General features: G+C 66.3%; 11 protein-coding genes and 1 pseudogene. 5 read left to right on the top strand and 7 right to left on the bottom strand.

What is annotated here, in order from left to right; all coding sequences use genetic code 11:
- Positions 1-94: 94 nt before the first annotated feature.
- The 4 genes and pseudogenes from paaZ to ACX80Q_RS12645 all read right to left on the bottom strand — a co-directional run.
- Positions 95-2,203 (bottom strand): annotated as a pseudogene (paaZ, locus tag ACX80Q_RS12630) (phenylacetic acid degradation bifunctional protein PaaZ); the annotation flags it as partial.
- Between the two features lie 56 nt (positions 2,204-2,259).
- Positions 2,260-3,162 (bottom strand): 3-hydroxyacyl-CoA dehydrogenase family protein, encoded by a 903-nt coding sequence (locus tag ACX80Q_RS12635; RefSeq protein WP_459330880.1) that lies wholly within the window; start codon positions 3,160-3,162, stop codon positions 2,260-2,262.
- Positions 3,159-3,953, bottom strand: coding sequence for an enoyl-CoA hydratase/isomerase family protein (locus ACX80Q_RS12640; protein ID WP_459330937.1), 795 nt, complete (start codon positions 3,951-3,953; stop codon positions 3,159-3,161). Before ACX80Q_RS12640 ends, ACX80Q_RS12635 begins: the two co-directional genes overlap by 4 nt.
- Entirely contained in the window at positions 3,953-5,179 is a 1,227-nt protein-coding gene (locus ACX80Q_RS12645; protein ID WP_459330881.1) for a thiolase family protein, read from the bottom strand. The genes ACX80Q_RS12640 and ACX80Q_RS12645 overlap by 1 nt, the downstream gene beginning before the upstream one ends.
- A 196-nt stretch (positions 5,180-5,375) precedes the next feature.
- Here ACX80Q_RS12645 and ACX80Q_RS12650 point away from each other — a divergent pair, with 196 nt between their 5' ends.
- From ACX80Q_RS12650 to ACX80Q_RS12660, 3 genes are all read left to right on the top strand, one after another.
- The gene (locus ACX80Q_RS12650) at positions 5,376-5,744 is read left to right on the top strand and encodes a PadR family transcriptional regulator (RefSeq protein ID WP_459330882.1); all 369 of its coding nucleotides are present in this window, start codon (positions 5,376-5,378) and stop codon (positions 5,742-5,744) included.
- Positions 5,734-6,489, top strand: coding sequence for a hypothetical protein (locus ACX80Q_RS12655; protein WP_459330883.1), 756 nt, complete (start codon positions 5,734-5,736; stop codon positions 6,487-6,489). The genes ACX80Q_RS12650 and ACX80Q_RS12655 overlap by 11 nt, the downstream gene beginning before the upstream one ends.
- Before the next feature lie 61 nt (positions 6,490-6,550).
- Complete coding sequence (locus tag ACX80Q_RS12660) at positions 6,551-8,764, top strand: S9 family peptidase (RefSeq protein WP_459330884.1); 2,214 nt, start codon at positions 6,551-6,553, stop codon at positions 8,762-8,764.
- A gap of 93 nt (positions 8,765-8,857) precedes the next feature.
- Here the strand turns inward: ACX80Q_RS12660 and ACX80Q_RS12665 are convergent, their stop codons facing one another.
- Complete coding sequence (locus ACX80Q_RS12665) at positions 8,858-9,421, bottom strand: GNAT family N-acetyltransferase (protein WP_459330885.1); 564 nt, start codon at positions 9,419-9,421, stop codon at positions 8,858-8,860.
- Positions 9,422-9,533: 112 nt separating this feature from the next.
- Here ACX80Q_RS12665 and ACX80Q_RS12670 point away from each other — a divergent pair, with 112 nt between their 5' ends.
- Positions 9,534-10,265 carry a hypothetical protein gene (locus ACX80Q_RS12670; RefSeq protein ID WP_459330886.1) on the top strand — a complete coding sequence of 244 codons (732 nt, stop codon included), beginning with the start codon at positions 9,534-9,536 and terminating at the stop codon, positions 10,263-10,265.
- Between the two features lie 217 nt (positions 10,266-10,482).
- Entirely contained in the window at positions 10,483-11,394 is a 912-nt protein-coding gene (locus ACX80Q_RS12675; protein WP_459330887.1) for a serine protein kinase RIO, read from the top strand.
- 53 nt (positions 11,395-11,447) lie between these two features.
- Here the strand turns inward: ACX80Q_RS12675 and ACX80Q_RS12680 are convergent, their stop codons facing one another.
- Both ACX80Q_RS12680 and ACX80Q_RS12685 read right to left on the bottom strand, forming a co-directional pair.
- On the bottom strand, positions 11,448-11,744 hold the full coding sequence (locus ACX80Q_RS12680) for a hypothetical protein (protein ID WP_459330888.1): 297 nt from the start codon (positions 11,742-11,744) through the stop codon (positions 11,448-11,450).
- 5 nt (positions 11,745-11,749) lie between these two features.
- The gene (locus tag ACX80Q_RS12685; protein WP_459330889.1) at positions 11,750-13,417 is read right to left on the bottom strand and encodes an ATP-binding cassette domain-containing protein; all 1,668 of its coding nucleotides are present in this window, start codon (positions 13,415-13,417) and stop codon (positions 11,750-11,752) included.
- Positions 13,418-13,423 lie beyond the last annotated feature (6 nt).

The raw sequence follows: 13,423 nt of genomic DNA on the forward strand, positions 1-13,423 counted from the left end.
CTCTCCGTGTGGGGAGAGGGTGTGTTTTGCTTCTTTCCCCCCCACCCCCCCCCCCCCCCCCCCCTCCTCCCAGGCGCGCGTAGAGGGTGTCCTCTTTTTCCACGAGCGTCAGGACGTCGTACGTCGCCACGATTTCTCCACTCTGGTTGTGCAGAATGGCATCCCAGCAGACCTCGCCGTAGTCGTCGGTGACGCGAGGGGTGATCTTTTTGGCCGTCAGCGTCACGCGGATCGAATCCCCGGCGGCCACAGGCGTGATGAAGCGCAGGGATTCCAGCCCGTAGTTGGCCAGCACCGGCCCCGGCGCCGGCTCCACGAACAGCCCCGCCGCCCAGGACACCAGCAGGTACCCGTGCGCCACGATGCCCGGGAAGAACGGGTTCCTCTCCGCGGCCTCGGCGTCGGTGTGCGCATAGAAGGTGTCCCCGGTGGAGTTCGCAAACGCCGTGATCTCCTCCAGCGTCACCGGGCGTAGCCCGGACGCAAAGGCATCCCCGATCCGCAGCTCGGCCAGCGACTTCCGGAATGGGTGGACCGCGCCGGGCACGGCCCCAAACTCCGCGGAGCCGGCCGCCACCCGGTCGGCACCGCTGTGCCACACCCCGGTGATGGCGGTGAGCATGTTGGGCGAACCCTGGATGGCCGTGCGCTGCATGTGGTGTTTGACCGAACGGATGCCGCCCAGTTCCTCGCCGCCGCCCGCCCGGCCCGGCCCACCGTGCACCAAATGCGGCACGGGCGAACCGTGGCCGGTGGAGGTGCGGGCATCCTCACGATTGAGCACCAGCACGCGACCGTGGTGGGCGGCAATGCCCGTCACCAATGCCAGTGCCGTGGCCGGATCGTTCGTGCAGACCGTCGCCACGAGCGACCCCGCCCCCAGCGCGGCGAGCCTGACCGCCTCGCTGACATCCCCGTCGTGCGTTTCATAGCCAATCACACTGGACACCGGGCCAAAAGCCTCCAGGGAGTGGGCCTCTGGGGCCTCGGCGTCGGCCCAGCTCAGCAGCACAGGCGTCATGAACGCGCCATCGACGACGGCGCCCACGGTGCCGTCCGTGCGGGTCACCTCCGGTGCATCGAGGGTCCCGTAGGCCAGTTCGCCACCGGCGGCGAGCATGGTCTCGACGGCCGAGCGGACGTCCGCCAGCTGTTCCAGCGAGGCGAGCGCACCCATGGTGACTCCCCCTGCCCGGGGATCCCCCACCACCACACGTTCGTTGATCCGCGCACTGATGGCGTCGATGACGGCCTGCTTGAGCTCGTTGGGGACGATGGCGCGGCGGATGGAGGTGCACTTTTGACCGGCCTTGACGGTCATCTCAGTGACCACTGACTTGATAAAGGCCTCGAATTCGGGCGTTCCGGGGACGGCGTCGGGGCCCAGGATGGCGGCGTTCAGCGAGTCGGTTTCGGCGGTGAAACGGACCCCGCCAAATGCCACGTTGGGGTGGCTTTTGAGCGTGTTGGCGGTGGTGGCGGAGCCGGTGAAGGACACCATGTCGCGGTAGTCCAGGACGTCCAGCAGGGTGCGGGCCGAGCCGGAGACCAGTTGCAGAGCGCCGGCCGGCAGGATCCCCGATTCGACGATGGCGCGCACGGCGGCCTCGGCCAGGTAGCCGCTGGGCGTGGCGGGCTTGACGATCGTGGGCACCCCGGCCAGAAACGCCGGGGCGAACTTCTCCAGCATGCCCCACACGGGGAAGTTGAAGGCGTTGATCTGGGCGGCGACGCCGGGGACCCGGGTGTAGATGTGCTCGCCGATGAACGATCCGTCCTTGGACAGTACCTCCACCGGGCCGTCAACAATCACGTTCGAGTTGGGCAGTTCGCGCCGCCCCTTGGAGGAAAACGTGAACAGCACGCCAATGCCGCCGTCGATGTCCACCATGGAATCAATCTTCGTGGCACCCGTCCGGGCCGAGACCTCATACAGGTCCTGCCGGCGGTCATTGAGGAAGGCGGCAAGTTCACGCAGCTTCAGGGCGCGCTCGTGGATGGTCAGTTTTCCGAGGCTGGCCTGGCCCACCGTTCGGGCATGCTCGACGGCGGCGCCCAGGTCCAGTCCCTCGGCGGACACCCGGGCCAGCACCTCACCGGTGCTGGCGTCGCGGGCGTCGGAGCCCGTGACACCGCTGGCCGGCGTCCACCATGCGTCTTGGATGTAACTCGGAACAGTCTCAATTGACGGTGCAGCGGTCATCGTTGACCCGTCCTTTCTGTGGTGGTCATGGCTGTGGTTGGTCTTGGTGCGGGGCCCTAGGCCCAGTGGAAGAATCCTTGTCCGGTCTTGCGGCCCAGCTCGCCGCGGGCCACCAAGTCGTACAGGATCTGCGGCGGCGCAAAACGTTCACCGAGCGTTTCGGCCAGGTATTCGGCAATACCCAAGCGCACGTCCAGACCCACAATGTCGGTGGTCCGCAGGGGTCCGGTGGGGTGTTTGTAGCCCAGCACCATGGCGTTGTCGATATCCTCCGCACTGGCCACACCCTCTTCCAGCATGCGCATGGCCTCCAACGCAATGGCCACGCCCAGCCTGGAGGAGGCGAAGCCCGGTGAATCGTTGACCACCACGGCCGTCTTGCCCAACGCCGCCACCCAGCCCCGCGCCGCCGCCACCAACTCCTGACTGCTTTGCCGCGCAACCACAACCTCGATCAGGGTGGACGCCGGGACCGGGTTGAAGAAGTGCAGGCCGATGAAGTTTTGCGGGCGGGCCAATTCCGCGGCCAACCCCGTCATGGACAGGGATGAGCTGTTGGAGGCCAGCATGGCACTCTCCGCCAGATGCTCTTCCACCCGCTGCAGCGAGGCCACCTTGAGCTCCCAGATCTCTGGCACCGCCTCCACCACCAGCTCGCAAGGGGCAAAGTGGGCATAGTTGGTGGACAGTCTCAGGCGTTTCATAATGGGCTCAGCGGTTGCCTCGGGTCCGCCGGCCAACCCCATTTCCACAGACTTGTCCACGGCTTGGGCCACGCGCACATGGGCACCGGCCACGGCTTCAAGATCGCGCTCCACCACCAGCACCCGGCAGCCAGCCAGCAGGAAGGCGTGGGCGATGCCGGCACCCATGCGCCCACCGCCCAGAACACCCACGAACTGAGGGAGCGTCGGCGAAAAAGCCCCCACATCGGCAGGAGCGTCGGGTGTGGATGTCATTGTTTTCTCCTGTCCAAAAACGCCTGCATGCGCGCCAACTTGGCCGGGGACTCAAACAGTTCGGCCTGCGCCAGGTTGTCCACCTCGGGGTGGGCCCCGCGCGGCTCATGGAAGACGTGCTTGGTGGCCTGCACGGCCAGCGGATCTTGGCGGGCTATGGTGTCGGCGAGCGCGTGGGCTGCTGTGAGGAGGTCTGCGGATTCCACCAGCTCGGTGATGAGCCCTACGCGCAGGCAGCCCTCCCCCGTGAGTGTCCGCCCCGCGAGCAGGATCTCCTTGGCCAGCGGCTCTCCCACCAGTTCCTTCAACCGCCAGGTGGCACCGGCCGCGGCCATGATGCCCAGGCTGGTTTCCGGCTGGCCCATGCGCAGGGCACGGGTGCCGATGCGGAAGTCCGCGGCGTAGGCCAACTCGGCCCCACCGCCCAGCGCGTATCCGTCCAGGGCGGCAATGACGGGCATGGGGAGTTTGGCGATCCTGGCGAAAAGGCCAGAGTTGATGCCGGCCAGGGCATCCTTGCCGCGGCGCCCGATCAGCTCGGCAATGTCTGCCCCGGAGGCGAAGATCCCCGGCGTGCCGGTGGCCTCGTCGCCCGGGCTGCCGGAAAGAATCAGCACCTTGGGCGTGGCTTCCAGATGCGCACAGACGGCGTGGAGCTCGGCCACCATCTGAGCGTCAATCGCATTCCGCACGGCGGGCCGGTTGAGCTGCACGGCCACGCGGTCGTCCCCCTCGGTGACCAGCAGCGTGGCGAACGTGGCGGCGTCGAGGCGGGTGCCGGCGTCGTCCATCACAGCCCCTCCACGAGCAGGGCGGCACCCTGGCCGACGCCCACGCACATGGTGGCCAGCCCAATCCCGCCGGGTTCCTCGCGCTCCAGCCGGCCCAGCAGCGTAATGACGATCCGTGAGCCGGAGGAGCCCAGCGGGTGGCCCAGGGCGATGGCACCGCCGCTGTTGTTGACGGTGCCCGGGTCCAGGCCGAGCTCGCGGATGCAGGCCAGCGACTGGGAGGCGAACGCTTCATTGAGCTCCACTGCACCCAGTTGACCCACGCCGATCCCCTGCCGTTGGAGGATTTTTCGGGAGGCGGCGACCGGGCCCAGGCCCATGATTTCCGGGGCCAGCCCCGCCGCGGCACCGTCCAGGATTCGGGCGCGCGGGGTCAGGCCGTACTTTTCCAGGGCGCGTTCCGAGGCGACAATGACGGCGGAGGAGCCGTCGTTGAGGGAGGAGGCGTTGCCGGCCGTGACCACTGAGCCGCCCTTGACCACGGGGCGCAGCCCGGCCAAGACTTCCAGTGTGGTGCCGGCGCGCGGGCCCTCGTCGGTGTCCACGGTGATCTCCCCGCGACGGGCCTTCACGGTGACAGGGACAATTTCATCGCGGAAGTGCCCGGCGGCGATGGCGGCGAGCGCGCGTTCATGGGAGCGGACGGCGAAGGCATCGCAATCTTCGCGGCTGACGTTGCAGCGGCGGGCCACCTCCTCGGCGGTTTCCGGCATCGAGGAGCTCATTTTTCCGTTGCGGGACAGTTCGCCGGAGAGGAAGGCTGGGTTGGTGAAGCGCCAGCCGATCGAGGTGTCAAAGGTTTCCCCTGGCTTGGCAAAGGCTTGCTCCGGTTTGGCCATGACCCAGGGTGCGCGGGACATGGATTCCACCCCGCCCGCCACCACAAGATCCGCCGCCCCGGCCTTGACCATCTGGCTGGCCAGGGTGATGGCGCTCATTCCCGAGGCGCACAGCCGGTTCACGGTGAGGCCGGGGACAGTGTCCGGGAAGCCAGCCAGCAGCCACGCCATGCGGGCCACATTGCGGTTTTCCTCGCCGGCACCGTTCGCGTTGCCGAGGATGACCTCGTCGACGCAGGCCGGGTCGATCCCGGTGCGGGTCATGAGTTCCTTGATGCTCAGGGCCGCAAGGTCATCGGGCCGTACGGAGCTGAGCGCGCCGCCATAACGTCCCACGGGCGTGCGGACCCCACCCACCAGGAAAGCCTGCGGTGTTCCTGCGGCCATGAGTAAACCCTTCGAACGCGCCTTGCCGGCGTAGCTGGTGCCGCCGCCGGGAACGGTCCGTCAATTTACCGACCGTTCGTTCTATAAATATTCCATGCGATGGCGGGGTGGTCAATGGGCGCACACCGGGAGGGCCCTCCGGTCACATCACCGCCACAAGATTGACAGGCAAACTAGTTAATCAGACAATATAGTCATGGATACGAATGAGGCGGACACCTCCGCAGTCCCTTGGCCCAGCGATTGGCTGCGCGCCATTCTGGGTTTGAGCGTATTGCAGGTGCTCACCCACGGACCGTCGTATGGCTATGCCATCACCACAACACTGGCAAAGGCGGGTTTGGGACCAATCAAGGGCGGAACGCTATACCCGCTCCTGACCCGCTTTGAGGTGGCTGGTTGGGTCAGCACCGAGTGGCGGGCCGGCACTCAAGGACCGGGGCGAAAATACTTTTCACTTACCCCAGCGGGGCAGGCCGAGCTGGCGGGCCAGCTGGCACTCTGGCGCCGCTTCAGCACCACTACCACCGACCATTTCTTCCCGGGGGAACACCATGAACATTGACAAACACATCAGTTCCGCTCGCGACCACGCGGAACAAGAGTGGCTGGATGAGCTGATCCTTGAGCTGCGGATCCGCGAGGTCACCGGCGCCGCCATTGGTGAAACAGTGGCCTCCGTCAAGGAATTCATGGCCGACTCCCGGACGCCCCCACTGGAAGAGTTCGGCACTGCCCGGGACTACGCCAACACTCTGGATTTGCCGACGATCCCGGCTGGCAAAACCCGGAATGCTGTGTTGCGGGCCGGGATCGGGATCGCCGGGTTCTTTGGCTTCAATGTCGCCATGTTGCCCTGGCTGCACCACGAGCAACTCTCCATGAACGCCCTGGAAGTGCTGTGGATGCTGGTGCCGTTGATACTCGTCGCCACACTGCCGCTCTACTTGAACGCCGGCATCCGAAGGATGTGGGTCCTGGCAGCTGCCTACTGCGTTGGCATGCTCGCCATGATCTTGTCCTCCGTGGCTGCCCCACAGCCCGGTGAGCAGCCCTGGATCTCAGTGAACCCCGGCCCTCTTCTGCTCACCAGCGTCCTGGCCATGCTCGCGGTGTCGGTGGCAGGGACCATCAGTGCCACCCGGGACCCCGACGACCGGCTACGGGACCCCCTGGAGAATCTGCGCGCCGCGCGCCGTCGAAGCGTCTACGCGCGGATCGGCGACATCACAGTGCAATGGATCTTCCCGCTGGCGGCACTTGCCTACTGGGGTATTGCGACGGCACTGCGCGGCATGAGTCCCGGATAGCCGGCTCCGCTCTGGGCATACTCACAGCCCGGCATGGGGTACCGCTGGATACAGTGGAGTCATGATCTCTCCCGCCGCAGCCGCCACCACCTCCGCCACCGAGCCCACCCCCGCCACGAACTACCCAGCACCGCCCGTGGCCAAGAAAGTTCCGGTAGAACGGACCCATCACGGCGATGTCTTCACCGACAACTACGAGTGGCTGCGGGAGAAGGAAAGCCCGGAAGTGGTGGCCCATCTGAACGCCGAGCAGGCCTACGCGGATGCTGTCACGGCCGGCCAGGAACAGCTCCGGACGGACATTTTCAACGAGATCAAGAACCGCACCCAGGAGACTGACCTATCTGTGCCCAGCCGCAAGGACGGCTGGTGGTACTACTCCCGCATGGTGGAGGGCCAGGCCTACGGCATCCAATGCCGGGTGGCGGCCGGCAGCGACGGCACCCTGGCCGACTGGACCCCGCCGCAGGTGGAGCCCGGCGTTCCCGTTGACGGCGAGGAAATCCTCCTCGATGGCAACGTTGAAGCCGAAGGCCAGCCGTTCTTCTCGCTAGGAGGTGCGGCAGTCACCCGCGACGGGAACCTGTATGCCTACGCCGTGGACAACGCCGGGGACGAGCTCTTCACCGTCCGCATCAAGGACCTGCGCACTGGCGAGCTGCTGGAAGACACCATCGAGAACGTGTTCTACGGCCTGAGCTTCTCCCCCGACGGCACCACGCTCTTCTACATGGTGGCAGACGACTCCTGGCGCCCGTACCAGGTCAAGACCCACGTCCTGGGCACGCCTGTTTCCGAGGATGCTGTCCTGTACCAGGAGGACGACGTAGCCATGTGGACGGGCTTCGACCTCTCCGCCGACCGCCGCCACCTGATGATCAGCATCGGCTGCTCCGAATTCAGCGAAACGCGCCTGCTGGACTTCGCCGCCCCTGAAAAGGGTCTGCAGATCCTGATCCCGCGCAGTGCCGAGATCCTGTACGACGCCGAGCCCTTCCTTGTGGATGGTGTCGAAAAGGTTCTGCTCACTCATGACCGTGACGCCGTGAACTCGATGATTTCCCTGGTTGACGCCGCGGAGTTCAGCAAGGATGTGGCCGCCCAGCACTGGGACACGGTGGTGGCCCACGATGACTCCGTGCGCATCAATGGCGCCTCCGTCACCGCCACCCACATGGTGGTATCCCTGCGCAAAGACACCATCGAACGCATCCAGGTGACCCCGCTGGAAGGCCTGGGGACAGCGGGACAGGGCGCCGCCGTCGAACCCGTCTTTGACGAGGAGCTCTACACGGCATCGATGGGCGGCAGTGAATATGAGTCCCCCGTGATCCGCCTGATTTACACCTCCGACTTCACGCCTCCGCGCGTCTACGACTACGTGCTGCCCGTGGCTGGCGGAGCGGGCGAACTGCTGCTGCGCAAGGAAACACCTGTTTTGGGCGGCTACCGCGCCCAGGACTACGTTGCTGAACGCGAGTGGGCCACGGCCCCCGACGGCACCCTGGTTCCATTGTCGGTGCTGCGCCGGGCGGACCTGCCCCGCGATGGCAGCAACTCAGCGGTTGTGTACGGCTACGGCTCCTACGAGGTCAGCATGGACCCCGGGTTCGGCGTGCCGCGCCTGTCCCTGCTGGATCGCGGCGTGGTGTTTGTCATTGCGCATGTCCGCGGCGGCGGCGAGATGGGCCGGCACTGGTATGAGGACGGCAAGAAGCTGAACAAGATGAACACGTTCACCGACTTCATTGCGGCCACGGACTGGGTTGCCGGTTCCGGCTGGGTGGATCCGGCGCGGATCGCTGCCATGGGCGGCTCGGCTGGCGGGCTGTTGATGGGTGCCGTGGCGAATCTGGCCCCGGAGAAGTACGCGGCCGTGGTGGCCCAGGTGCCCTTTGTGGATGCCCTGACCACCATCCTGGACCCGGAGCTGCCGCTCTCCGCGCTGGAGTGGGAGGAGTGGGGCAACCCCATCACGGATCCTGCGGTGTATACGTATATGAAGGGCTACACCCCGTACGAGAACGTGCAGGCGGTGCCCTACCCGAAGATCGCGGCCGTCACCAGCTTCAACGACACCCGCGTGCTGTACGTTGAGCCAGCCAAGTGGGTGCAGGAACTGCGGGCAACGTCCACCGGCACCGAGCCCATTGTCATGAAGATTGAGATGGACGGCGGCCACGGCGGCGCGTCCGGCCGTTATGAGGGCTGGAAGACCCGGGCCTGGGATTACGCGTTCCTCGCCGACGCACTGGGAGCCACCAAGCTCCGCTAGCCGCCCCTGCCTCCCGAACGGGCAGTAGTGGTTGATGTTTTCGTGAAACATCAGCCACTACTGCCCGTTCGCGGGGCTGCGAGACGGTGTTTCTCAGGAACCGCGGACGGTTGCGTAGACGGCCTCAGATGTCCACTCGCCCTTGAGGTACATATTGTTGCGCATGACGCCTTCGTGGGCCATGCCCAAACGCTCGCAAATGGCCGCCGATGCCGAGTTCCGCGCGTCCAGCCGTGCCTCAACGCGGCGAAAATCGAGCACATCCAGCGCCAACTCAAGCACAGCCTGGGCCGCTTCGGTGGCGTATCCGCGGCCTTGCGCGGCGGGTGCCATGGTCCAGCCAATCTCACCGAAACGCTCCGGCTGCGGCCCCTCGGGTTTGCCGCCGGCGTTCCACTTCAGCGCCAGCTCGCCGATCAACCCAGGCGTTGACTGCAATTCCACGGCAAACGTGGCCCAGTCACCGGGCCCATTGAACGGTCCCTCCACGTACCGGCCGATCCGCGCCATGCACTGCGCGTAGCTCCGGGCCTCGCCATACAGGTACCGGGCCGTCTCCGGCAGCCGCTGATAGGCGTAGTACGGAGCCAGATCGTCGGTGCTGAAGCGCCGCAAAACCAGCCGCTCAGTGGTCAGGGGAAAAGGAATGTCAACCATTCTCCGACCCTACCTCTCCTGCTCTGCCAGCACGACGGCGGCCGTCGCCTCCGCGCCCGGCCCACCCACCACGGAATGCCCACCAAACGCCACGCAAGCCTAGAGTGGGGGCATGTATGGAATTGGTGAGCTCTTGTTCGGCCGGATGGCTGGCCCCCTCGATGGTGCAGCCGTGGCCTTGACCATCCTTGGCGCGCTGCTGATCTGCGCGTCACTGGTGCAGCTGGCCCGGCGCAGCGACACCGGCTGGTGGCTGGCTGGTTCCGCGTTTCTGTTGCAGGCGCTGGCGCAACTGATGAACTTCCCGGGCCTGCTGGCAGCCTCCCCGGCAGGTCTGCTGATGTTCACCGCCGGTGTGGCCATCCCGCTCGCCGTGGCGGCTGGGTCCGCCGCGTATGGCTTCCTGTCCTTCCGGAAGTTGCCGCTGGAGTCCCGGCAACTGCGGACCGTGGCGCTGCGGCCGTTCAGTGCAGGGGACCTGCTGGCGCCTGCTGCCGTGGCGCTGGTTTTCGCGCTGGGATCGATGCTGCTTGTGGCCTCGATCTTCGCGGAGTTTTCAGCCCCGCTGTCCCGCATCCCCTGGGCGTCCCTGCTGCTCACCGGCTTCCTGATGGGCCTGCTGCCGGCCGCGCTGGTTGGGCTGGCGCACCGGTCGCGCTGGGCGTGGCTGTTGGTCATCGCGGCGTCCGTGGCCTCGGTCTACTCCGCCACCATGTTGGCCCAGGGTTCGGTGCTGATCTTCCTCTTCGTGGCACAGGCCGCGTTGGCGTTCCTCGGCTGGCAGCGCTGGGGAATCCTCCCCGCCGATTCCGCCAAGACTGCTCGGGCCAAGCGCACCAGCTAGTCTCCGGCCCGCGCCCTGCATGCACCCGCGCCCTGCACGCACCTCCGCCCTGCACCCTTCCCGCAAATCAGCCATTGACACCGCCGAAGCCGCCATGGTCAGATTAAGTGGCTTTCCGCCACGAACCGAACCGACCCGAAGGAGGAACCAATGATTGTTCACGCAGCTCTCCGTGCCCAAAACATCCGCATTGCCCTCCCCAGGAGTCGATTCACCCATGAAGCATTCTGCTGACACCGCGCACTTCGAAAAGTTCACCCGCAAGACCTCCCAGCGCCGCAGTCCACATGTGGACAGCGCCTTTGACAGCGCGCAAGCACGCCCCCAGGACTGGAACGTCCTTGACGATTCCCTGGCCGCGAACCAGCGCTGGTCCACGTGGCCCGATCTTGAAAAACTCATGCGCGGACCCGCGCCGTATCCCGCGTTTGTCATTGAGGACGCCGCCGCCGTTGACACCGACCTTGGCGTCCTGAAGACGGGCAAGGAGGCCGACGTCTTCCTCCTTGAACGGGCCACCGAATCCCGGCGCACCCTTTTTGCGGCCAAGCGGTACCGCTCAGCTGAACAGCGGCTCTTCCACAGGTCCGCCGCGTACACGGAGGGGCGCTCGGTGCGGCGGTCCCGCGACGCCCGAGCCATCAAGAACGGCAGTAGCTACGGCCGCGAGGTGGAGGCCGCCCGCTGGGCGAACGCCGAGTGGACGTACCTGCGCATGGCCTGGGACTTTGGCATCCCCGTGCCCTACCCACTGCAGATCTGCGGCAGCGAGATCATGATGGAGTTCATTGAAGATCCGGACGCCCCTGGAGCCGCTGCCCCACGGCTACAGTCGGTCAATCCAAGCCGAGAACGGTTGGAGGGCTATTGGGAGCAGCTTGTGGACGCCATGACCGGGTTCGCCAGGATGGGCTTTGCCCACGGCGACCTCTCCCCCTACAACGTGCTGGCCGCTGGCGACCGCCTGGTGGTCATCGACCTGCCACAGCTGGTGGACCTGGCCGGGAATCTGCAGGGAGCCGAGCTGCTGGCCAGGGACTGCCGGAACATGTGTGCCTGGTTCACGGCCCGCGGGCTGGAGGTCGACGACGGCCAGCTCCTGGGCGGGCTGCTCGCCGAGGCCTGGTGAGGCATCGTCCGCCCCGCATGGTGCGGGGCGGACGGTACCGCAAATCCGGTGCGTTACCCTTTTGCGCGGACCTTGCCGGGCAAAAAGGGCAGCCACGGCGCCGAGTACACCAGCGCCACGTCGGCGCCCGGCTCCACCACGAAGTCAGCCTCGCCAAACTTCCAGAGCCGGTTGAACAGGAACACGCTGACCTCCGCGTTCCCGCTGCCCGGCACCTTCCAGTTGCGGGTTCCCCACTGGGCTGGCTGTGCCGTTCCGTTAACAACAACAGTGGGTTTGGGGAACCACCCCAGCCACGGCTTGTGCAGGGTCAGCTCAAAGCGGCGGGGTCCATCAGAGTTTTGCTTCACGTTGGTCAGCCTAGCGGGGTCCGGCCTGCGGCTTGGACACGTTTGAGTTCCCAATGGCGTTTCGGGGCCAAGGCGTCCAGAAAGTCGTCGTCGTGGCTGGAGACAATCAGGGCTCCCCTGTAACTAGCGAGCGCTGACACCAATTGATCGCTGGAGGGAACATCAAGATTGTTGGTGGGTTCGTCCAGCAACAGCAGCTGCGGGGCAGGCTGGGCCAGCAGTATCCGGGCCAGCGCCACCCTGAAGCGTTCGCCGCCGGACAGTTCACCCACCCCTTGGTTGACCAGTCCGCCCCGGAAGTGAAAGCGTGCCAGCTGCTCCCGAATATCAGCCAGCGCCGCTTCCGGGGCCACGGCGAGGACGTTCTCCATGACGGTGCGGGAGTCATCTAGCCCAGCCCAGGATTCACTGCCAATCCGCTGGTGCAGGTAGCCCACGGGGACGCGGGCAAAGGACACCAGATTGTTCAGCAGGGCCGTCTTGCCAACCCCGTTGGGTCCGGTCAGCATGACCCGCTCCTGGCCGCGCAGCGTGAGCCGGGAATCCGGCGCGAGCCGCGCGCCGTCGTCGAACATCACCCCGAGAGCCACCGACGAAGCCAGCGCATCAAGCACCGTGCGGCCCGGCGGGACTTCCGTGCCGGGCAGTTCGATCCGGATGCGGGTCTCGGCGGGGATGGCGTCGCGGGCATCGGACAGGGCGGCAACGGCGTCAGACTCGCGGCTGCCCATGACGCCGCGCATCTTTCCGGCCGACTCTTCCGCCCGCTTGCGAAGCTCATTGGCCAGGATTCTGGGCAGACTCTCCCCCGCCTTGCGGCCCTGCTTGGCGCGGCGGGCAATCTTCGTTTCGGCTTCGATGCGCTGGCGCTTCTCCGCCGCCAGCCTGGCTCCGGCGTCGCGGACCATGCGCTGGGCGGTTTCGCGCTCGGCCGCCAAGGACGCAACGTAGCTGCCCCAGTTGCCGCCATGGCGGATCAGCTCCACACGTTCCCCCGCCCATGCGCGGCTGCGGACGGGGCGGAGCTCGGCGATGGCATCCACCCGCTCCAGCAGCGCGGCGTCATGCGTGGCCACCACCAGTGTGCCCCGCCATCGTTCCACGGCCTGGTGCAGCCGCCCGCGGGCGGTCCTGTCCAGATTGTTGGTGGGTTCATCAAGCAGCGTGATGGGCCGGGCAGCAAGTTCCAGGCCTGCCAGGGCAAGGATCATGGCCTCGCCCCCGGAGAGTGTGCCCACCGTCCTGTCCAGGAAGTCTGGGCCGGCCACGGGCAGGCCGTAACCAGCCAGCAGGGCCACGGCACGTTCCTCAAGATCCCAGTCGCTGCCAATGAGCTCCAAATTCTCACTCATGCTTTCCTCGCGGCCGGCCAGGACGCTGGCCAGAGCACGGCGTTTGGCGCCCAGTCCCAGCAGCTCCGTGACGCTTTGCCCGGTATGCAGGGTGAGCTTTTGCGGCAGGTAGGACACGGACGACGCCGCCACAACAGTGCCGCCGGTGGGTGCCAGTTCGCCGGCAATCAGGCGCAACAGTGTAGTTTTTCCGGCGCCGTTGGGTCCCACCAGGCCTGTGCGACCGGCGGTGAAATTTGCTGTGAGATCGCTAAAAACTTCTGTGCCATCGGGCCAGGAAAAGGCAAGGTGGGACAGTGAAATGGGGTGGGTGTTCGTCATGGTTCT

This window comes from Arthrobacter sp. HLT1-20, from assembly GCF_054510895.1.